Origin of the sequence: Georgenia yuyongxinii (genome assembly GCF_006352065.1) — a bacterium.
Lineage (GTDB): Bacteria > Actinomycetota > Actinomycetes > Actinomycetales > Actinomycetaceae > Georgenia > Georgenia yuyongxinii.
The window spans coordinates 3,068,541-3,089,094 of record NZ_CP040915.1; the positions used below are offsets into that span (position 1 = coordinate 3,068,541).

The following is a 20,554-nucleotide window of genomic DNA, read 5'->3' on the forward strand; positions in this document are numbered from 1 at the left end:
CTCGCAGGTGGCGGCGGCCTCGCCGGTCGCGGCACGTACCTCCTCCGCGACGTCGGGGCAGGACCTGACCGACCCGCTCGTCGCGGACCTGGTCGCGGCTCTGGGCGCCGACGTGGTGCTCGCCGCCGCGGCCGACCGGCACGCCCGCGCGCACGACGCGTCCCACTTCCTGCTCGTCCCGCGCGTCGTCGTCGTGGCCCGCGACGCCGACGACGTCGCAACCACCCTCGCCGTCGGCACCCGCCACGCCACCCCGGTCACCCTGCGCTCGGGCGGGACAAGCCTGAGCGGGCAGGCCATCAGCGACGGGGTGATGGTGGACGTCCGCCGGCACTTCCGCGGTATCGAGGTGCTCGACGGCGGTGCCCGGGTACGCGTTCAGCCGGGGGTGACCGTCCGGCAGGTCAACGCCCGCCTGGCCGCGGTGGGCCGCAAGCTCGGGCCGGACCCGGCCAGCGAGGGGGCGTGCACCATCGGCGGTGTCGTGGCGAACAACTCCTCCGGCATGTCCTGCGGCACGGTGCACAACACCTACTCGACGCTGGAGTCGATGAAGCTGGTCCTGCCCAGCGGAACCGTGCTGGACACGGCCGCCCCGGACGCGGACGAACGCCTGCGCCGCCTGGAGCCCGCCCTGCACGCCCGGCTCGTGGAGCTGCGGGACCGGGTGCGGGGCGACGAGGAGTCCGTGGCGACCCTGCGCCGCCAGTTCGCCATGAAGAACACCATGGGCTACGGGCTCAACGCCTTCCTCGACCACACCACGCCGGCCGAGATCCTCGCCCACCTGCTCGTCGGCAGCGAGGGCACCCTGGGGTTCGTCACCTCGGCCGTCTTCCGCACGGTGCCGCGGCACCGGCACGCCGCCACCGGGCTGCTCGTCTTCGCCGACCTCGAGGCCGCGACGTCGGCGCTGCCGCTGCTGGTGGGCACCGGTCCGGCGGCCCTGGAGCTCATGGACGCCGCGTCACTCCGGGTGGTGCAGGCGGATGTGGACGTGCCCGAGCTGATCCGCGACCTCGCCGTCCTCGACCACGCCGCGCTCCTGGTGGAGTACCAGGAGGCCGACGGCGCCGGGCTCGACCGCGTCCGAGCGGCAGCGATCGCCGCGATCGACACCCTGCCGCTGACCGCGCCCTACGAGCTGAGCACCGACCCAGCCGGCCGGGCCGGGCTGTGGCACATCCGCAAGGGGTTGTACGCCGCCGTCGCCGGTGCCCGCCCCTCAGGGACGACCGCCCTGCTCGAGGACGTCGTCGTGCCCGTCGAGCGGCTCGCCCACACCTGCGCCGAGCTCACCACGCTGTTCGCCCACCACGGATACGCCGACGGCGTGATCTTCGGCCACGCCAAGGACGGCAACATCCACTTCATGCTCACCGGCCGGTTCGACGAACCGGCCGGGCGGGCGCGCTTCGCCGCCTTCACCGAGGACATGGTGCAGCTGGTCCTGGCCCAGGGCGGCTCCCTCAAGGCCGAGCACGGCACCGGCCGGGTCATGGCGCCGTTCGTCGAGCGGCAGTACGGCCCGGAGCTGTACGCCGTGATGCGCGAGCTCAAGGATGCCTGCGACCCGACCGGGGTGATGAATCCGGGCGTCATCATGACCGCGGACGCCACCGCGCACCTCAAGCACGTCAAGACCTCTCCGCCGGTGGAGGCAGAGGTCGACCGCTGCGTGGAGTGTGGCTACTGCGAGCCGGTGTGCCCCAGCAAGGACCTGACCCTCACGCCCCGCCAACGCATCGTGCTGCGCCGGGCGATCGCGCAGGCCCAGCTCGACGGCGACCACGAGCTCGTGGCAGAGCTCGAGCGTGACTTCGAGTATGGCGGGCTCGAGACCTGCGCGGTGGACGGCATGTGCCAGACGGCCTGCCCGGTGCTCATCAACACCGGCGACCTGGTCAAGCGTCTGCGCTCGTCCGGGCACTCCGCCCCCGAGCGCGCGGTGTGGTCCGCCGCCGCCCGGCACTGGGACGCGACGACGGTCGCCGCAGCCCGGGCCCTCGACGTCGCCGGAGCCGTGCCGGCCCCGCTCGTACGAGGTCCCAACCGGCTGGGCCGCGCCGTGATGGGTGAGGAGGTGCTGCCCTTGTGGTCGACGGATCTACCCAGGGGCGGGACGCGCCGGTCCCGCACCGCTGCTCAGGGGTCCCGGGCAGCCGCGGCGCCCCCCGTATCCGAGGCGCCCCCCGCGCCCCCCGTGCCCAGCGAGCCCGCCGCGCCCGCCGCGCCGGCCGCACCCGCCCCCGCGGCGCTTGCCGTGCCCGTCGCGCCCGAAGTACCCACCGCGCCGGCCGCACCCATCACACGGGCCGCACCCACCACACCGGCCGCAGTCGTCGCGGTCTTCCTGCCCTCGTGCCTGAGCGCCATGTTCAGCCCGGCCGGCGGCGGTCCGGGCTCCCAGCGCAGCTTCCAGGAGCTGTGCGCGCGCGCCGGCGTCGAGCTGGTCATCCCCGACGACGTGGACTCGCTGTGCTGCGGCACGCCCTGGGCGTCGAAGGGGCTCGCCGCCGGGCGGCGGGCCATGCGGGAGAAGGTGCTGGCCTCGTTGCGGGTCGCCACGCGCGACGGGGAGCTGCCGGTGGTGTGCGACGCGTCGTCGTGCACCGAAGGCCTGGAGAACCTAGTCGCGTCCGCGGGCACCAGCCGGCCGATCCGGGTCGTCGACTCGGTCGACTTTGTTGTCGAGCACGTGCTGCCGGCGTTGCGCGTGCCCGAACGCGTACCCACCATCACGGTCCACCCGACGTGCTCCTCGACGCGTCTGGGCAGCACCGACTCGCTCCTCGCCGTCGCCGGCGCGATCGCCGACGAGGTGTACGTGCCCCCCGACTGGGCCTGCTGCGCCTTCGCAGGCGACCGCGGCATGCTGCACCCCGAGCTGACCGCCTCGGCGACCGCCGCCCAGTCCCAGCAGGTCAACGAGTTCGGGGCGGTCGCGCACGCGTCATGCAACCGGACCTGCGAGATCGGGATGAGCCGGGCCACCGGTCGCGAGTACCGCGGGATCCTCGAGCTCCTCCACGAAGCGGCAGAGCCACCGCCGACGGTGTAGCCCCAGCGGCCGGCCCGGCAGGAACGGATTCCACGGCGTGCGAGCAGGCCCGATCGGGCTACCCGACCGCAGCTCGGCACACCCGAACCTGCGTCAGGAATGCTGGCAGGTCCTCGTCGCCCAACCTTGCCGGCGCCCGAGCGGGACCACACAACGGCGGCCGACCGCCGTCGCCGGGCAGCGGCGGGCAGTGGCGGGCAGCGGCGACGCCGCCCTAGTCCGTCACCTCGAAGAACCCGTGCGCACCCCGCTCGGCGTCGACCATGGCGTGGGAGACGAACGGGTAGTTGCCCGCCTCCGGGAACGTCATCTCGACAAACCCGCCCTGCGCGGCCACCAGCGGCAGCACCTGCGCGCCGCCGGTCGGGTCGCCGCCGACGTCCTGCGGCCCGCCCACGGTGTACGCCCCCTCGGTGTAGACCGTGTCGAACTGACCGCCGACCACATGGAAGGCGCTGCCGCGGGAGGGACCGGCGTCGAGCACCCACACGCGGACGCTCTCGCCCACCCGGGCGGGCAGCCGGTCGTGGTCGTACTGGTTCGCGTAGCCGTTGAAGAGCACCAGGTCGGGCGTCTCGGCGGCGATCTTCGCCGCGTCGGCGGGGCCGCCCACCTCGCCGAGGTAGGCCTCGGACTGCACGAGCACGTACTCGCGGTCCACCTCGGTCAGGTTCGGCGGGTCGATGATGACCGCGCCGAACATGCCGTTGGCGATGTGCATCGACATCGGCATCGTCGAGCAGTGGTACATCCAGATCCCGCTGCGCGTGGCGGTGAAGTTGTACGTCAGGGACTCCCCCGCCGCGATCGTGCGCATCGGCCCGTCCGGGGCGAGGGCGCCGGCGTGGAAGTCGATGGAGTGCCCGATGGTGCCGTCGTTGACCAGGGTGATCTCGAACCGGTCGCCGACCTTGCCGCGCAGCGTCGGGCCGGGCGCGGTGCCGTTGAACGTCCACCGCTCCTGCGCCACGCCGGGCGCCACCTCGGCCTGGACCTCGGTGACGGTGAAGGTCACCTGGTGCACGGTCGCGTCCGGGGCCGGCGGCAGGGCGGCGTCGTGGGCCTCGAAGTCCTCACCGGGGTCGGCCTGCAGGTCGAGCAGGTCGGTCGCGGGAGTTCCCGTGCCCGACGGCGCGCCATGCCCCGCGGCCGCGTGGTCGCCGGTGGAGGTGCCCCCGTCGTCCCCGGACGCCACCGGGGCAGCGCCGACGGCGACGATGTCCAGGGTCATGCCCATCTGGCGGTGGCCGGCCACGGAGCACCAGCCCTCGAGGTCGCGGCCGATCACGCCGACCTCGACCGTGGCGGTGCCGCCGACGCTGAGGCGGCCGGTGGACGCGCCGGTCTCGAGGACGAGGTCATGGACGTCGGTGCCGGTGTTGGTCAGCTCGATGATCAGTTCGTTGCCGGCGGGCACCTCGATGACGTCCGGGGTGAACCGCATGCCCTCGACCTGCACCTGGACGGTGGTGGTCTCGCCGGTGGCGGCGACGTCGGCGGACGCGGAGGAGGCACCGAGGCCGGCTGCGGCCGGGTCGCCGGCCACGCCGAGGACCACCGCGAGCGCCACGGCGCCCACGCCCCACGCGCCACCGAGGCGGCGACGCACCGGCGGCGCGCCGACCCGCAGGTCCCCGGTGACGAGGTCGTCGTCGCGGCGGCGGATGGCCCGGCGCCGCGCGAGGCCGGCGCGGGCCAGTAGCACGAGGAAGGCGACCATGACGGCCAGGCCGAGCATCGACGTCGTCACCCGCACCAGCGAGGGCAGCGGGAGGACGAACAGCACCAGGCACAGGTTGAGGGTGACGACGCGGGCGACGGCGGCGCGGTCCATCTCCTCGTTGACGGCGCGGACCACGGACGGGCCGCCGCCGAGCATGACCGGCGCGAGGTAGCTCAGTGCGCCGAGCAGCACCTGCCCGGCGAACCCGGCGGCGAAGGGCGCGACCAGGACGCCGAGGCCGTCGACGGCGGCGGGCCAGGTGGCGGCGGTGGCCACGACCACGCCGAGCGCGGCGACGCAGAACGCGAACCACGCGACGGCGGCGGCCGCGGACAGGCTGGCGAACGAGGCGGGCGCCTTGGTGCGCGCGATGGTGACCATCGGGCGGACCACCAGCGCGATGCCGGCCAGGTACACCACGGCACCAGCGACGGCGAGCGGGCGCAGGCCCGTGAGGGCGGCGGCGTCGACCACCAGCACGCCGGCGACGAGCACCCACAGCGCCCGCCCGGCGGCGAGCGGGGCGCCGGGGACCATCTTGGTGCGCAGCATGGTGGGCCACAGGACCACGAGGGTGCCCAGCACGGTCAGTCCGACGAACCCGAGCAGCATGGTGGTCACGTGGGCGACGTAGAGCTGGGCCTGGACGTCGGCGTCGGTGGTGGTGCGGGCGAGCAGCACGCCCAGGCCGGCCCCGGCGGCGAGGAACGCGACCGCCAGGACGTAGAACAGGGAGAGCTTGCCGAACCGGGCCATGAGCGCCCCGCGCCGCTGGCGCAGGATGACCCCGCCGTGAACGAGCGCGACCAGCGCCACCAGCGCCGCGCCGGCGGTGAGGACGGCGTCGTTGCCGGTGGTCATGCCGGCCACGACGCCGAGGGCACCGACGGTGTGCGCGGCGAGCCGGGCGACCATGAACGGCTGCCCGCCGGGCGCGGGGCGGCCGAGGAGGGTGTCGGCGAAGTGGCTGGACCAGATAAGGATCGCCGAGGTGACCGCGCCGAGCAGCATGAGGTGCGTGAGCAGCCAGGCCGACTCCGGCAGCCACCGGTGCACGACGGCGGCGACGGCGGCGGCTGCCAGCCAGGCGATGACGACGGCGTTGGCCCGCACGTGCCAGGTGCGCCGGTTCAGGCCGGGCCGGGTGGGGCGGGCTGCGCCGTCGGGGCTGAGGCCCGGGCCGGTTCCGGTGCCGGTGACGCCCGGCCGGGGTGCTGTGTCGAGGCGGGTGCCGCCGTCGCGCGGGGGGCCGACAGGGATGGTCATGAGGTGGCTCCGGTGGTGCTGGGGGTGGAACGGGCGGGCGTCCGGGGCGCGGCAAGCACCGCCCAGGCGGACACGGCGACGAACGCGAGCAGCGCGACGATGTTGCCCACGCCGCCGGCCTGCACGGCCCACTCGACGTCGCGGGCGTCGCCGACCGCGAGCCGCAGCACCAGCGAGGCGTGCATGAGTGCGGCCGGCCCGTACATCACCGGGTGGTAGGGCAGCGGGCGGCGCAGCACGGCGGGGAAGATGACCGGGGCGTGCGCCATGATCATCGAGATGACGAAGCCGAGCATGACGGCGTGCAGCACGGCGTCGTAGCCACGCCCCTCGGTCACCGCGCCGCCGAGCACCCAGATCGCCCCGCCGACCGCCAGCCACGCGTACCCGACGAGCAGGCACACGGCGATGAACCGCGGCAGGCCGGTGCCGTTGACGGTGCGGCGGGCGACGTCCTTGGCCGCCAGCCAGCCGGCCGCGACGAGCAGCGCGAGCCCGACCAGGGTGAAACCCACCTCCGGGGCGAGCAGCGCGACGACGGCGGCGCCCACCAGCGCCAGCGCGATGGCCAGCGCGGCGCGCGAGGCGGCCGGGGAGAGCATCTCCATGCGGGCGAGCTCGAGCCGCTCGCCGAAGATGGTCAGCACGAGGAAGCCCGCGAGCCACGGCGTCAGGAAAGGCACGGGCACCCCACCCGCCCACAGCACCGCGGCGCCGAGGGCCATGGCCGCGCCGAGCACCTGGATCGTCACCGCGGTGGCGGGCTGGCGGGCGAAGAGCTGGCGGTAGACCAGCAGCAGGAGCACCGCGGCCAGGACGAGCAGCCCCTGGCCGACGGCGAGCGGGGCGGCGGAGATCAGCGCCAGGCCGCCGAGGCCGGACGCGGCGGGGGCGGCGAACGCCCATGGCCGGCCCAGCGCGACGGCGCGCTCCAGGGAGATGACCGTGCCGACGAAGCCGAGGACCATGAGCGGGCCGTGCACGTCGGGGAGCCGGTCGAGGTTGAGGGCCGGGCCCAGGATCTGGGGCAGGCCGAGCAGGCCGAGGGCGGCGTCGAGGCCGAAGATCATCGCGATCGCGCCGGGCACGAGGAATACCAGCCGGAAGCCGGTGCGCTGGCGCAGCGGCCGCGGGCCCGGGGTGCCGGCCGCGCCTGTGCGCGACGAACCACCGGTACGCGACGTGCCGCCGGTGCGCGCCGGGGAGGCGGGCGGGCGGGGCTGGTGGACGGTGGGGCTCACGAGAACATCTCGCGGTGGGGGCCGATGGTCAGGCCGCCTTCGGAGTCGAAGCCGTCCCAGGGGTCGCTGGTGGGCACGCCGGTGACGGGCTCGGCCTCGGCCGCGGTGACCGGCAGCCCACGGGCCCAGCCCCGCGGCGCCGGTGGGACGCCGTCGGGCGAGCTCGTCACGTGGAGCAGGCAGGCGCCGGGCTCGGTGAACGCCTCGAGGGTGACGCGCTCGGGGGCGACGTCGCCCTCGGCGAGGATCTCCCGGGCCATGCCGAGGTGGGCGTTGCAGACCACCTCGGGGCGGTCCTTGGCCAGCTCGAGGACCGGGCAGCGGTACAGGCGCACGGTGCGCACGTCGCCGTTGCGCTCTGTCTCGGGGTCGAAGCCGGTGCGGTCGAGCAGGCGGCGCAGGTGCTCGACGGCGGCGGCCGAGCCTCGCCGCGGTGCGGCACCAGCCGCCTCGGACTCGTGCGCGGGCTCGCGCTCGAGGATGGCCCGGCCCCAGGAACGGCCGGCCTCGCGGGAGTGGTGACGCAGCACCGGGCCGTCGGGCAGCACGTTGGAAAGGTAGGAGACGAGCACCTGCGCGAGGACGGCGTACTCGGGACTGGAGAACGACGCTTCGGGCGCGTAGGTGTAGACCGACGCCGGGCGGCCGCGGCCCACGGGGGCGCGCTGGTCGCGCATGGCCAGGCCGGTGCGGACCAGCGCCTCGAGGTGCTCGCGCACGGTGTTGGGGTGCTGACCGAGCTGCTCGGCGACCTGCGCCACGGTCATCGGGTCCTGGTGCTCGACCAGGAGGTCGAGCACCGCCCGGCGCGGGGCGGAGAGCCGCTCCCGCCGATCGGAGCGCGCGGGACGAGGACCGAATTTACTCACGGTCTGACCGTACTTATTCAGGGGTAAGCACGCCAGGACATTGGTCCCAAAACCGGCACGCCATGGCGTGCCTCACGGCCGCCCACAGGTGCTGCTCCGGGTGCCAAACGGTCAAGGCATGATCCGGGGCATGATGCGGAACACCCTGCCGGAGTGGGCACAGTGGGTGTCCGCACTGCCCCCTGCCGGATTTGCAGGCACTGAGCGAGCTTGCCCGAGTAGAGGAACTTCGCATCATCGACGTGGTGTGGCAGTTCAATGTCGGGACGGTGCCGGGAAAGACCGCTCGGGAAGTCGACGGGGCCCTCAACTACGATGTCCAGGAGAACCCCGACGACGGGGAAGGAGATGCCTCATGAGCTCTAGCACGGGCGAGAGGCAGGGCGACCAGATCTGGTTGCCTGGCACCGTGGCTGACCGCATCCGTACGTCCAGTACCAATCAGATCCCTGTGATGCCATTCGAGGTCTCAGCCGCGAGGGTCGGCGTCATCATCGACCGCCGACTGGGACGTCAGACCCCCATGTGGATCAAGAAGCTCGCCGAGGCCACGCCGCACTCTTCCTGACAGTGCGGCGTGCGCCGGTCAGCTCTCGAGTCGGTGCCGCAGCTCCTCGTACTCGGCCATGCCGATCTCGCCGCGAGCGAGCCGGTCGTCCAGGACCTGCCGCGACGTGACGGCCGACGGCGCAGGTGCCGCCGCGCCGGCGAGCCCCGCGCCCGGCGGGACACCCATGCCCGGAACCGTACTCATTCCCGGGCCTACTCCGCCCAGGGCCCGGCCGCCGGGCGGCCCGCCCGGCCCGTACTCGGGCCGGTCGCCGTCCCGCAGCATCCGCACGGCCAGCAGCACGAGAACCACGATTGCCGCGATCATCAACAGCACGACAAGCAGCGCGATGATGCCGAGCAGCAGCCCGCCACCGACGCCGTAGTTGTACCTCATCACCCCACCCACCCCCTTCAGCGGCCCTGACGGTTGTCGCACCGCCGTCAGGGCCCCGGCGCCTCGTCGCGCCAGTACTCGTTGTACGCCCCAACGCGGCAGCGCGCCACAGGTCGACGGCGCGGAGCCCCGCGCCCGCCACCGCCCGGCGAATGGGCAGGAAGTGGCGTCCCAGCCGTTCCGGCCTGCGCTGTGCGGCCGCGCTCTCAGGGGGCGCGCGGTGACGCCGGTCACCGAGCGATGTGTGGCCGATCACACCGTTCACGGAGGGAACTGCGACGAGTTCCACACCAACACCACGACTTTGGTCACATTCAAGTAACGATCTTACCTGCACATTTCCATGACCTTTCCGCGTCACCATGCCGAATACCCCATGTCGATCCACTGAACCAGGGGGGTGGTCACGCTTCTGGATGTTTGCCATGGTGGAGCGTCCGTTTTTTCCTGGCCACTCCACGGCCGGTTGGACTCGCGGTGCTGACCGGCGCCGCGGGACCGCCTCGGCGGGCTGCGTCCAGCGGCCCCGGGGAACGACCCGCGAACGGGCGCGGCGCTTCCACGCGCCGCCCCCGCCGATCCACGGAAGAGGTTTACGTGAGCGCGATCCGCGCAAAGCACGTCTACAAGGTCTTCGGCCGCCGCTCCGGCGAAGCCGTCAAGCGCCTGAAGGCCGGTAAGACCCGCGACGAGGTCAAGCCCCTGGGCACCGCCGCAGTCATCGACGCGACCTTCGAGGTCAACAAGGGCGAGACCTTCGTGGTCATGGGCCTGTCGGGCTCGGGCAAGTCCACTCTGATCCGCACGCTCAACGGCCTGCTCCCTCCCACGGCCGGGACCATCGAGGTGGACGGCGACGACATCGCGGGCGTCTCCCCCGCCGAGCTGCGCGCGATCCGGCGCAAGAAGATCTCCATGGTCTTCCAGCACTTCGCCCTCCTGCCGCACCGCTCGGTGCTCGACAACGCCGCCTACCCCCTCGAGATCCAGGGCGTCGGCAAGGCGGAGCGGCGCGAGCGGGCCGCCGAGTCCCTCAAGCTGACCGGGCTGGCGGGCTGGGAGGACTCCCTGCCGTCCCAGCTCTCCGGTGGGATGCGCCAGCGCGTGGGCCTGGCCCGCGCCCTGGCCGCGGACACCGACATCCTGCTCATGGACGAGGCCTTCTCCGCCCTGGACCCGCTGATCCGACGCGAGATGCAGGACCAGCTCGTCGAGCTCCAGGCCTCCCTGGGCAAGACGATCGTCTTCATCACCCACGACCTCAACGAGGCCATGTACCTCGGCGACCGGATCGCGGTCATGCGCGACGGCCGCATCGTCCAGATCGGCACCGCCGAGCAGATCCTCACCGAGCCCGCCGACGACTACGTCATGCAGTTCGTTGCAGACGTGGACCGTTCCCGCGTGTTGACCGCGGGTTCGCTCATGCGCCGCCCCGTCGTGACCATCCACGCCGGCGCCGGCCCCGCCGTCGCCCTGCGCGAGCTGCGCGAGGCCCAGGCCTCGGCCGCCTACGTGGTCGATCGGCGCCGGGTGCTGCACGGCTCGGTGTACGACGACGAGATCCTCACCGCCCACCGCCAGGGCGCCACGACGCTCGAGGGTTTGGTCCACCCCGACTCCTCGGCCGTCAAGGCCGACGCCTCCCTGTCCGAGCTCTTCGCCCCCGCCGCGGAGGCTCGCCTGCCGCTGGCCGTGGTGGACGACGGCGGCAAGCTGCTCGGCGTCGTGCCACGCGTGGCGCTGCTCGAGGCCATGGCCCCGCCCGGCGCGCTCAGCGGGGACAGCCCGGCGAGCGCCGACAGCCCGTCGAGCGCCGAGAGCCCGGCGAGCGCCGACAGCCCGGCGAGCGCCGACAGCGCGGCCACGCCGGCCGAGAGCACGGCTCCGGCTGACGGGGCGGACGCCGCCGTCGACCACCACGCCACGAACGGAGGAGGTGCCCGATGAACTACCGCATCCCCCTGGGCGACTGGGCCGACACCTTCGTCGACTGGCTGACCGACACGTTCAACGGGCTCTTCAAGTTCATCGGCAGCGTGCTGGACTGGCTCTTCGACGTCCTGGAGCTCGTCGCCGCCGAGCCGCCGTTCTGGATCGTCGGGCTCGTCCTGGCTGCGATCGCGTTTGCCGTGAAGGGCTGGAAGCTCGCCCTCGGCGCGCTGGTCGGCTTCGCGATCATCTACGGCGTCGACCAGTGGGACGCGGCGATGTCGACGCTCGCGCTCGTGGTCGTGGCCAGCGTCTTCGCGATCGGCATCGGCGTCCCGCTGGGCATCTGGTCCGCCCGCAGCTCCACCGTCTCGGCCGTCCTGCGACCGGTGCTCGACTTCATGCAGACCATGCCCGCGTTCGTGTACCTGCTGCCCGCCGTCATCCTCTTCCGGGTGGGCGTGGTGCCCGGCATCGTCGCGACGATCATCTTCTCGATGGCGCCCGGCGTGCGGTTCACCGACCTGGGCATCCGGCAGGTGGACACGGAGGTCGTCGAGGCGGGGCACGCGTTCGGCGCGACGCCCGGCCGCATCCTGCGCCAGGTGCAGCTGCCTCTCGCACTGCCGAATATCATGGCCGGCGTCAACCAGGTGATCATGCTGGCGCTGTCCATGGTCGTCATCTCCGGCATGGTCGGCGCCCCCGGGCTCGGCCAGCCGGTCGTCCAGGCGCTGCAGAGCGTCAACATCGGGCTCGGCGTCGAGGCGGGCATCGCCGTCGTCATCCTCGCGATGTACCTCGACCGCGTGACGTCCGCGCTGGGTGAGCGCTCCCCGGTCGCGCGCGCCCTGAAGGTCCGCGCCGCGGACGCCTGACCCGCGGGTGCGCCGGCTCGTAGCCGGCGCACCGGCTTACTCCCTGTCGCGCGCCGAGTACCCGCCGCCGCGGCTCACACACCTGCCACACCGGCTAACAACCAGAGCGCACCCCCACGCTCACGGAAGGAAAACGGCAATGCAGAACACGACACGTCGCGCGGCCATCCTCGCGACCAGCACGGCCCTGGCCCTCACCCTGGCCGCCTGCTCCTCGGCCGAGGGCGATAGCACCGCGGCCGGGGACGAAAAGGGCACCATCACGATCGGTGTCCACTCCGGCTGGGAGGAGGGCATCGCCGCGTCGCACCTGTGGAAGTACATCCTCGAGGAGCAGGGCTACACGGTGGAGATGGAGACGGCCGACGCCGGCGTCGTCTTCACTGGGCTCGCCCAGGGCGACTACGACGTCAACTTCGACACCTGGCTGCCCTCCACCCACGAGTCCTACATCACGAAGTACGGCGACGACCTGGAGGACCTCGGCGTCTGGCACACCGACGCCCCGCTGACCATCGCGGTCAACGAGGACGCGCCCATCGACACCCTGGCCGAGCTCGCCGAGAACGCCGACGCCTTCGGTAACCGCATCGTCGGGATCGAGGCCGGGGCGGGCCTCACCAAGATCACCCAGGAGTCGGTCATCCCGACCTACGGCCTGGAGGGCATGGAGTACCTCATCTCCTCCACCCCGGCCATGCTCGCCGAGCTCCAGGCCGCCACCGAGGCCGGCGAGAACATCGCCGTGACGCTGTGGCGCCCGCACTGGGCCTACGACGCCTACCCGATCAAGGACCTCGAGGACCCCGAGGGCGCGCTGGGCGAGCCCGACGGCATCCACACCTACGCGCACGCCGGCTTCGGTGAGGAGTTCCCGGAGGTCGCCGAGTGGATCGGGAACTTCGAGATGGACGCCGACACCCTCTCCGAGCTCGAGAACCTCATGTTCAACGAGATGGGCGGCGAAGACAACGACGGCGCCGTCGAGCAGTGGGTGGCCGACAACCCCGACTTCATCACGGGTATCACGGGCTGACGTTTCCCCGTTTCGCGGCCGGCTGAGGCTGCGAGCTGGCAAGGAGGGCTCCCCGGCGTCGTGCCGGTGAGCCCTCCTCGTCGATTTCTGAGCTGGTCGATTGCCGGGCTGGTCGATTGCCGGGCTGGTCGATTGCCGGGCTGGTCGATTGCCGAGCCCGCGTGCTGTGTCCACAGTTCCGGGCGCAGACGATGCACCACCTGCCGCGCATAGGCAAGCCTTCTCGCCATGGCTCCGCGGGCCGATCAGACGGCGATCCGGCAACTTGCCGACAAGCAGGACGACGTGGTCAGTCGCGCGCAGATCCGTCGGCTCGGCGCGACCGACGACTGGATCGCTCATCAGCTCTCGACCGAGCGATGGCAGCTCCTCTTCCCCGGCGTCTACCTGACCAGCTCCGGCCGCCCACGTTGGCAGAGCCGGGCGCAGGCGGCACTCCTCTACGCCGGGCGCGGCGCCGTGCTCAGTCATACGAGCGCGGCCTTCCGGCACGGGCTCGTCGACCGCCCCGGCGACGTCGTCCATGTGAGCGTGCCGCATGGCCGGAGAGTGAAGCGCCAGCCCGGCTTCAAGCCGCACTACCGCCGGCAGATTCCTCCTGCCTGGGGCCGCCTTCGTGCCATCGGGCCCATAGACACGGTGCTCGACGTCGCCGACCTGCCGGGGACAAGTGCTGACGATGTGGTCGGCCTCGTCTGCCGCGCCGTCCAGCGCAACGTCGACAGCGAGCAGATCCTCAAGGCTGTCACCCGGCGCACCGGACAGCGTCACCGCAGCCTCCTGCTCGACCTGCTGGCCGTGGTCGACGAGGGGATCGAGTCGGCGCTCGAGTACCGCTATCACCGGGTGGAGCGCGCTCATGGCCTCCCTCGGTCGCAGCTTCAGAGCAGGGAGGTGCTGGACGGGCACTGGCTGCGTGCAGACTGCCGCTACGTGAAGTACGGCGTTCGCGTCGAGCTCGATGGCCAGCTCGCGCACCCCTTCGGGCGCACGGACCGCGACGTCTGGCGGGACAACGCCGCCCTCATCCTCGCGAGCGAGCTGACCCTGCGGTACCGGTGGCGCCACGTGGTCATCACGCCGTGCCACGTGGCCCGGCAGGTGGCGATCGCCCTGCGCTCTCGCGGATGGTCAGGCACGCCGCGACCGTGCGGTCCGGGGTGTGCGGTCGTGGGCATTTTCCGCTGACGAGACACGGGAGCGCAAGCCAGCGAGCGGCTGTGGTGGCCGGACATTGTCTGCCCGGGCAGGCGCACCTTCATGACGAAGCCATGGCGCGGTTGTCGGGGCTCTCGGCTCGCTTCGGCGACCGCAGCGGCGCGTGCTCGCGGCCCCACGCGCATGACGCCGACGCGGATGTCGGAACGCCGACCCGGATGTCGGAACGCCGACCCGGATGTCGGAACGCCGACCCGGATGTCGGAACGCCGACCCGACAGCCTGGTAGTACATCGCTAAGGCACAGCCTGAGGAAAGTACTACCAGCCTCGCCAGAAGCGCCCACCCGCCAGGCGGGGACGGGTCCTGGCGCTTGGCACGTCCCGGCGCCGGCGGCGGGCCAGCGTCTACGGCTGCCGAAGGCCGACCCTGAGCGTCGGCACCGCGAACGACCGCGAAGCTCCGGAGCTCCGTGCCGAGCAACGCGTCACGGCGGCTCCACGAAGCTGCCGGACGCCGAGGCCGGACAGCCTGGTAGTACTTTCCTCAGGCATAGCCTGAGAAAAGTACTAGCAGCCCTCAGAGGGACGCCGGCAGCACACGCCCGAGCCCGGACGCCGGCAGCCGCTCACGCCCCAACCCCCGGCAGCCGCTCACGCCCAACCCCCGGCAGCCGCTCACGCCCCACCCCCGGCAGCCGCTCACGCCCCAATCGCCGGCAGCCGTCCGGCCGGAGCCCCGGCAGCCGCTCACGCCCAAGCCCCGGCAGCCGCTCACGCCCAACCCCACCGGACCTCCCGGAAGGGTGCGCGAATGACGTCCCACCCAGATGCACGAATTTACGGAGCGGCGGCCCGGAGGAATAGCGGTCGGCCGTGCGAAACGCCCGTCAGTGCCCGGCTGCATCCTTGGGCGCAGCCGCTTCCTCGGTTGCGTCGGCCGTCTGTGCCCGCGCGGCGTCGTACAGGTCCGGCTCGAGGTAGATCTGCGCCTTGAGCGGCACCGCGGCACGCACCCGCTTCTCGGCCGCGTCGATCGCGGTGGCGATCTGCTCGGCGGTGGCGCCGGCGGGCACGGCAACCTTGGCGGCCACCAGCACATCGTCGGGACCCAGGTGCATCGTGCGCATGTGGATGACCCGCTCCACGCCGTCGCCCGGGATGGCCTCCTCGATGGCGCGGTGGTGCTCCGGCGCGGCGGACTCCCCGATCAGCATCGAGTACATCTCGATGGCCAGGAAGATCGCGATGACAACGAGCAGCAGCCCGATGGCCGCCGACCCGACGGCGTCCCACCGGCCGTCGCCCGTCGCGAGCGTCATGCTCACGCCGAACAAGCCGAAGACCAGGCCGACGAGGGCGCCGAAGTCCTCCAGGAGGATGACGGGGATCTCCGGGGCACGGGACGCCTTGACGAACTCCATGAGCGAGTGTTTCCCGCGCACGGCGTTCGCTTCCTGGATCGCCACCCAGAACGACCGGGTCTCCAGCCCGATCGCGACCACCAGCACGGTGACCGGCACCCACTGCCACGCGGTGATGGGGTGCGGCTCTGCGAACTTGTGCCACGCCTCGTACAGCGCGAACAGGCCACCGACGGTAAACAGCACGATCGAGACGATGAAGGCGTAGACGTACCGGGCCCGCCCGTAGCCGAACTGGTGCACGTCAGACGCCCGGCGGGCGGCACGGCGACCGCCCACGAGGAGCAGCACCTGGTTGCCCGAGTCCGCCACCGAGTGGATCGCCTCGGCCAGCATCGAGCTCGACCCGGTCAGCAGGTACGCGACGAACTTCGAGATCGCGATCCCGACGTTGGCGGTCAGCGCCGCGATGATCGCCCGGGTGCCACCACTGGCAGACATGAACCACTCCCCTCGACGCGGACCGTCAAGGCCCGGGGCTCAGGCTAGTGGCACGGCGGGGAGTCGGCGCCTTGCGTCAGTCCTCGCTGGGGACCCGCTCGGCGTGGCGGGCCTCGGACTCGAGCAGGATCGGCACGCCGTCACGCACGGGGTAGGCCAGCGGGTTCACCTCGCTGGTGGAGACGAGCTCCGGCTGACCGTCGGGGCCGACGCCGTCGACCAGCTCCGCACCGGTGACCGGGCAGCGCAGGATCTGCCGCACCCACGGGTCGATCGCGAGGGTCTCGGTGTGGGCGACGTGCTCGTTCATGCCGGTCTCTCCTGCGGTCGGGGACCTCGCACAGGTTGAGGCGACGGTCGCGGTGCGGGACGAGCCTACCGTCCGGGGCGCCGCGAGCCGGAAGCCGTTACTCGGCCTCGCCCTGCAGCACCCGCAGGTGTCCACGGCGGGCGATCTCGCCGTCGGCCAGGGGCTCGGGCAGGTGGTGTGTGACCGGGGCGGGGGCGGCGGAGCCCGGCCGCTTAGCGGGCACGGCGGGCTGCGGCCTGGCCCGGGAGGCCTCGCGGACGGCGTCGGCCAGGGCGACCAGATCGTCGTTGGAGGGGCTGGCGGGCTTGAACTCGGTGGCCAGCCGCACGACGTCCCAGCCGCGCGGCACGGTCAGGCGCTCGGCGTGCACGTCGCACAGGTCGTACGCGTGCGGCTCGACCGTGGTCGAGAGCGGGCCGAGGACCACCGTGGAATCGGCGTAGACGTACGTGAGGGTGGCCACGGCGGCTCGATCGCAGGCGGACCTGCTGCACTGGCGGACGGCTCTCACGACAGTCGACGCTACATCGTTCCGCGCCCCGTCCGGCGCACCCACGCCGTGAGAGCCGTTACCCCGGACGGTGGTCGTCGGCAACCGGAGCGTCGACGGTGCCGTCGCCAGGACGCGGGTCCCGGCCCCGCCCTCACCCGGGATGCGGCGCGATGCGAACGGCCGCGTCGATTAGCCTCGGGGGATGCCCGACGCCGACCCACCCTTGCCCGCACTGCCCGTGCGGCGTCCGGCGCGCCGGCGTGACCGGCACGGCCGGGGCCTGCGGGGCCCGCTCATCCCGCCCTCGCTCCCGGGCTGGCGCACCCGCGCAGACCGGTTCGACGACGTCGTGCTGCGCGCCGTACGGCGGCTCGAGCGCCGGTGGGCGAAGCAGCTCGACGGGGTGGAGTTCGCCGTCGAGGAGGTTCCGCCGTCGGACCCGGCGCCGTGGGAGCACCGCACGGTGGTGCTGGGGCGCTACTTCCCCGCCGACCCGGCCGCCGGGCTGGCGCACCGGATCGTCGTGTACCGCCGGCCCGTGCTGGCGCGCTGCGAGGACGAGGAGGACGTCGAGGGGCTCGTGCGCGTCGTGCTCGTGGAGCAGGTTGCGGGCATGCTGGGTCGGGCACCTGAGGACGTCGACCCTGAGTACCCCGTCGAGGACTGACAGCCAGAACGAATAGCCAAGGTCGACCCATCGGTGGTCATCAGCGGCTAATATCGGGCACACCTTTCGTGCAGAAGGCGTCCTAATCACGCGCAGCCGCCGATCGGGACAAGGAGCTGTTCTCGGACGGAAATCCGGGGTCAGCCATGCCTACGCAACAGCCCGGGGAGGCGACATGACGGACCGCCCGTCGCAGCCCGCGATCGAGCGGTGGGGCGCCCCCCTCAATCTGGCGACGACGGCGGTGCTCGCCATGCACGGCCGCGGCCAGAGCGTTGCGGACATGCGTCGGTTCACCCAGCGCGTCGCCGAGCCGCGCGCGGCCTACTTCGCGCCGGTCGCGCCGGAGGGCTTCTGGTTCCCGGGCGCGCTCACCGACCCGATCGAGCTCAACCAGCCCGACCTGGACGACGCGCTGGAGATGGTCGAGCTCGCGCTGACCCAGATCACCCGCTCAGGTTTCGCGCCGGCGCGCACGGTCATGCTCGGCTTCTGTCAAGGGGCGAGCGTGCTCGCCCACCACCTCGTCGCGGCGCGGTTCTCCTACGCCGGGGCCGTGCTGCTCGCCGGCGGCTACCTCGGCCCGCGCGGCACCATGGCGCCCGCCGAGGGCCGCTGGGACGACCGGCCCGTGTTCCTGGGGCTGGCCGAGGACGACCCGACGGTGCCCATGCACCGCGCGGAGGAGACCGCCGACGCGCTGTGGATGCGCGGCGCGGACGTCGAGCTGCGGGTCTACCCCGGCGACGAGCACACGATCAACGAGGACGAGACCATCGCGACCCGGCAGCTGCTCGCGCGGGTGCGCGGGGACCTGGCGGCGTAGGCCCGCGGGTGCGCGGGGACCTGGCGGCGTAGCGGCGCGCCGGCGGCTAGGTGCCTCACGGCAAGGTGCGTAGCCGCGCCGACCGGCACGGGAGCACAATGCCGGTATGACGGCGGACGCGGCCGGGCACGCCTGGCCTCCCGACGACGCCTCCCGGCTCACCGACGCGCAGAAGTCCCTGCGGGCGCAGATGCTCGCGACCGAGCACTGGAGCCTTCTGGCCTCTCGCAGCACCACGCAGAGCGAGGTGCTCACTCGTATCGCGATCTTCCTGACCCTCGTCTCCGCGGGGCTCGTGACGCTCGGCGTGCTCGGCAACGCCACGCAGTTTCGCGGCTGGTTCGGCGGTGCCGCGCTCGGCGTGCTGCTCCTGCTCGTGCTGCTCGGGCTCATCACGCTGCTCCGCGTCTACAACGTCGCGACCGAGGACCTGATGTACGTCCTCGCCATGAATCGTCTCCGGGGCGCCTATCTCGACCTCGACCCGGGGCTCGAGCGGTACTTCCTGATGTCCGCGGACGACGACCGGCTGGGCGCCGAGCGCACGTACCACTACTTCTTCAGCCGCGGCGCGAGTCACATGTTCGCGAGCTCGATGATGGTCATCACGGTCGTGACCGCCGTGGTCACCGGGCTGTTCGCCGGCAGCCTGGCGGTCGCGCTCGGCGGCGCGGTGGTGGTTGCCCTGGCGATCGGCACCATCGCCGGAGTGGTCTTGTTCGTGGGATTCCTGATGCGCGGGTACCGCCTGTATCTCCGGTCGTACGCGTCGCACGTCCCGCTTCGGCAGACCCGGCCCCCAGCCCGGCATGAGCAAGCCGACGAGCCGACCAACCAGCCGCCCCCTCCGCCTGACCGCCGGCCCTTCTCTTCCAGCTCGACCACGGCGTAGCCTCGACGGCGTCCGCACCCGGCTCGACCGGAAGGACCCGGCTCGACCGCACGGACCGACCCCTGACCACAGCAGCTCATCGGGACGGCAACCATGGCACTAAGAGGAACCTCGCGCACCGGCCTGCTATACGCCGGAGCCGTCGTCGGCGCCGTCGCGCTCGGGCTCGCCGGCACCGGCGGCTCATCCGGGGACGACGAACACGGTGGCGGCCACCACCACGACCGCGCGCGCAACGTCATCTTCATCCAGGGCGACGGCATGGGGATCGCCCACCGCGAGCTGATCCGGCTGGCCACGCTCGGCAAGGACGGGCAGCTGGCGATGGACTCTCTGCGCTTCGCGGGGTGGACGCACACCGACTCGGTCGACCCCGAGGAGGCCGTGACCGACTCGGCCGCCGGCGCCACGGCATTCGCCACCGGTGTGCGCACCTACAACGGTGCCATCGGGGTGGACGCGGACGGCCACCCGGTCCCAACGCTCCTCGAGCACGCCCGCGACCTGGGCAAGGCGACCGGCCTCGTGACGACGGCGCAGGTCACCGATGCGACGCCCGCGGCCTTCGGCGCCCATGTCCCCGACCGCGGCGACCACAGCGAGATCGCCCGGCAGTACATCGAGGAGTCCCGCCCCGACGTCATCCTCGGCGGCGGCGAGGACTGGTGGTTCCCGGCCGGCGACCCGGGCGCCTGGCCGGACCACCCGGACGAGGACGCCACCGAGGAGAGCCGGAGCACGCACGGCAACCTCGTCGAACAGGCCCAGCACAAAGGCTATGAGTACGTCAGCACCGCCGAGGAGCTCAAGAAGGCCGACGGCGACCGGCTGCTCGGGCTCTTCGCCAACCAGGAGATGTTCCAGCAGGCCAACGAGGGCGAGGGTGACGTGTACGCCCCGCCCGTGCCGCTGATGGACATGGCTGCGAAGGCGCTCGACGTCCTCTCCGAGGACCGCGACGGGTTCTTCCTCCTCATCGAGGAGGAGGCCATCGACGAGATGGCGCACAACAGCAACACCGCGCTGACCATCAAGTCCGGGCAGGCGCTGGACGAGACGGTCGCGATGGTTCTGGACTTCGCCAAGCACCACCGCGGCACCCTCGTGCTCGTCGTCGGCGACCACGAGACCGGCGGCCTCGCGATCGAGAACGTCGACGCCGAGGACGAGTCCGGCGAGGGTCAGAGCGCCGAGGACGGGCCGTTCCCGCTCGCGGGCAGCGACCTGGAGTTCACGGTGGACTGGACCAGCGGCGCGCACACCGGCGCGGCCACCCCGCTCACCGCGGAAGGCCCGCACGCCGTCGAGCTGGCAAGGTCCCAACCCAACACCGCGGTCTTCGACGTGCTGCTGGAGGCGATGCGCGGGCACTGAGCCCGATCAGTGGTGGCG

Annotated in this window: 18 protein-coding genes; 11 read left to right on the plus strand and 7 right to left on the minus strand. The window is 72.5% G+C overall.

Going from position 1 to position 20,554, the window contains the following annotated elements; translation table 11 throughout:
* The first annotated feature begins 88 nt into the window (after positions 1-88).
* Entirely contained in the window at positions 89-3,061 is a 2,973-nt protein-coding gene (locus FE374_RS13975) for an FAD-binding and (Fe-S)-binding domain-containing protein (protein WP_230978586.1), read from the plus strand.
* A gap of 214 nt (positions 3,062-3,275) precedes the next feature.
* Here the strand turns inward: FE374_RS13975 and FE374_RS13980 are convergent, their stop codons facing one another.
* The 3 genes from FE374_RS13980 to FE374_RS13990 all read right to left on the minus strand — a co-directional run bounded on the left by FE374_RS13980 (position 3,276) and on the right by FE374_RS13990 (position 8,160).
* Entirely contained in the window at positions 3,276-5,918 is a 2,643-nt protein-coding gene (locus tag FE374_RS13980) for a multicopper oxidase domain-containing protein (RefSeq protein WP_139931610.1), read from the minus strand.
* Between the two features lie 128 nt (positions 5,919-6,046).
* Complete coding sequence (locus FE374_RS13985; RefSeq protein WP_230978322.1) at positions 6,047-7,291, minus strand: hypothetical protein; 1,245 nt, start codon at positions 7,289-7,291, stop codon at positions 6,047-6,049.
* Complete coding sequence (locus tag FE374_RS13990; protein WP_139929801.1) at positions 7,288-8,160, minus strand: helix-turn-helix transcriptional regulator; 873 nt, start codon at positions 8,158-8,160, stop codon at positions 7,288-7,290. The genes FE374_RS13985 and FE374_RS13990 overlap by 4 nt, the downstream gene beginning before the upstream one ends.
* Positions 8,161-8,351: 191 nt before the next feature.
* Here FE374_RS13990 and FE374_RS19245 point away from each other — a divergent pair, with 191 nt between their 5' ends.
* Complete coding sequence (locus tag FE374_RS19245; RefSeq protein WP_168205691.1) at positions 8,352-8,519, plus strand: hypothetical protein; 168 nt, start codon at positions 8,352-8,354, stop codon at positions 8,517-8,519.
* Positions 8,516-8,728: a hypothetical protein gene (locus FE374_RS13995; protein ID WP_139929803.1), complete on the plus strand. Its 213-nt coding sequence runs from the start codon at positions 8,516-8,518 to the stop codon at positions 8,726-8,728. The genes FE374_RS19245 and FE374_RS13995 overlap by 4 nt, the downstream gene beginning before the upstream one ends.
* Before the next feature lie 18 nt (positions 8,729-8,746).
* Here FE374_RS13995 and FE374_RS14000 read toward each other — a convergent pair whose 3' ends face one another.
* Positions 8,747-9,106, minus strand: coding sequence for an SHOCT domain-containing protein (locus FE374_RS14000; RefSeq protein ID WP_139929805.1), 360 nt, complete (start codon positions 9,104-9,106; stop codon positions 8,747-8,749).
* Positions 9,107-9,703: 597 nt separating this feature from the next.
* Here FE374_RS14000 and FE374_RS14005 point away from each other — a divergent pair.
* From FE374_RS14005 to FE374_RS14020, 4 genes are all read left to right on the plus strand, one after another.
* Complete coding sequence (locus FE374_RS14005) at positions 9,704-11,056, plus strand: quaternary amine ABC transporter ATP-binding protein (RefSeq protein WP_230978323.1); 1,353 nt, start codon at positions 9,704-9,706, stop codon at positions 11,054-11,056.
* Positions 11,053-11,916: an ABC transporter permease gene (locus FE374_RS14010; protein WP_139929809.1), complete on the plus strand. Its 864-nt coding sequence runs from the start codon at positions 11,053-11,055 to the stop codon at positions 11,914-11,916. Before FE374_RS14005 ends, FE374_RS14010 begins: the two co-directional genes overlap by 4 nt.
* A 139-nt stretch (positions 11,917-12,055) precedes the next feature.
* Entirely contained in the window at positions 12,056-12,952 is an 897-nt protein-coding gene (locus FE374_RS14015) for a glycine betaine ABC transporter substrate-binding protein (RefSeq protein ID WP_139929811.1), read from the plus strand.
* A gap of 228 nt (positions 12,953-13,180) precedes the next feature.
* Positions 13,181-14,140: a hypothetical protein gene (locus FE374_RS14020; RefSeq protein WP_139929813.1), complete on the plus strand. Its 960-nt coding sequence runs from the start codon at positions 13,181-13,183 to the stop codon at positions 14,138-14,140.
* 859 nt (positions 14,141-14,999) lie between these two features.
* Here FE374_RS14020 and FE374_RS14025 read toward each other — a convergent pair.
* The 3 genes from FE374_RS14025 to FE374_RS14035 form a co-directional block, all read right to left on the minus strand.
* A complete protein-coding gene (locus FE374_RS14025; protein ID WP_139929815.1) occupies positions 15,000-15,974 on the minus strand; it encodes a cation diffusion facilitator family transporter in 975 nt (324 codons plus the stop codon).
* A gap of 76 nt (positions 15,975-16,050) precedes the next feature.
* A complete protein-coding gene (locus FE374_RS14030) occupies positions 16,051-16,284 on the minus strand; it encodes a Trm112 family protein (RefSeq protein WP_139929818.1) in 234 nt (77 codons plus the stop codon).
* Between the two features lie 97 nt (positions 16,285-16,381).
* Complete coding sequence (locus FE374_RS14035) at positions 16,382-16,795, minus strand: DUF3499 domain-containing protein (protein WP_139929820.1); 414 nt, start codon at positions 16,793-16,795, stop codon at positions 16,382-16,384.
* A 184-nt stretch (positions 16,796-16,979) separates the two neighbouring features.
* Between FE374_RS14035 and FE374_RS14040 the strand changes: the two genes are divergently transcribed.
* From FE374_RS14040 to FE374_RS14055, 4 genes are all read left to right on the plus strand, one after another.
* Positions 16,980-17,444 (plus strand): metallopeptidase family protein, encoded by a 465-nt coding sequence (locus FE374_RS14040; protein ID WP_139929822.1) that lies wholly within the window; start codon positions 16,980-16,982, stop codon positions 17,442-17,444.
* 175 nt (positions 17,445-17,619) lie between these two features.
* Positions 17,620-18,270: an alpha/beta hydrolase gene (locus FE374_RS14045; RefSeq protein ID WP_139929824.1), complete on the plus strand. Its 651-nt coding sequence runs from the start codon at positions 17,620-17,622 to the stop codon at positions 18,268-18,270.
* A 106-nt stretch (positions 18,271-18,376) separates the two neighbouring features.
* Positions 18,377-19,162 (plus strand): hypothetical protein, encoded by a 786-nt coding sequence (locus FE374_RS14050; protein ID WP_139929826.1) that lies wholly within the window; start codon positions 18,377-18,379, stop codon positions 19,160-19,162.
* 93 nt (positions 19,163-19,255) lie between these two features.
* Complete coding sequence (locus tag FE374_RS14055) at positions 19,256-20,536, plus strand: alkaline phosphatase (protein WP_139929828.1); 1,281 nt, start codon at positions 19,256-19,258, stop codon at positions 20,534-20,536.
* The last annotated feature ends 18 nt before the right edge of the window (positions 20,537-20,554 follow it).

Coding starts and splice junctions, on each gene's coding strand:
- FE374_RS14050 (WP_139929826.1), top strand. CDS start 18,377: ATGACGGCGGACGCGGCCGGGCACGCCTGGCCTCCCGACGACGCCTCC.
- FE374_RS14025 (WP_139929815.1), bottom strand. CDS start 15,974: ATGTCTGCCAGTGGTGGCACCCGGGCGATCATCGCGGCGCTGACCGCC.
- FE374_RS14030 (WP_139929818.1), bottom strand. CDS start 16,284: ATGAACGAGCACGTCGCCCACACCGAGACCCTCGCGATCGACCCGTGG.
- FE374_RS14020 (WP_139929813.1), top strand. CDS start 13,181: ATGGCTCCGCGGGCCGATCAGACGGCGATCCGGCAACTTGCCGACAAG.
- FE374_RS14010 (WP_139929809.1), top strand. CDS start 11,053: ATGAACTACCGCATCCCCCTGGGCGACTGGGCCGACACCTTCGTCGAC.
- FE374_RS13995 (WP_139929803.1), top strand. CDS start 8,516: ATGAGCTCTAGCACGGGCGAGAGGCAGGGCGACCAGATCTGGTTGCCT.
- FE374_RS14015 (WP_139929811.1), top strand. CDS start 12,056: ATGCAGAACACGACACGTCGCGCGGCCATCCTCGCGACCAGCACGGCC.
- FE374_RS14000 (WP_139929805.1), bottom strand. CDS start 9,106: ATGAGGTACAACTACGGCGTCGGTGGCGGGCTGCTGCTCGGCATCATC.
- FE374_RS14045 (WP_139929824.1), top strand. CDS start 17,620: ATGACGGACCGCCCGTCGCAGCCCGCGATCGAGCGGTGGGGCGCCCCC.
- FE374_RS14040 (WP_139929822.1), top strand. CDS start 16,980: ATGCCCGACGCCGACCCACCCTTGCCCGCACTGCCCGTGCGGCGTCCG.
- FE374_RS14055 (WP_139929828.1), top strand. CDS start 19,256: ATGGCACTAAGAGGAACCTCGCGCACCGGCCTGCTATACGCCGGAGCC.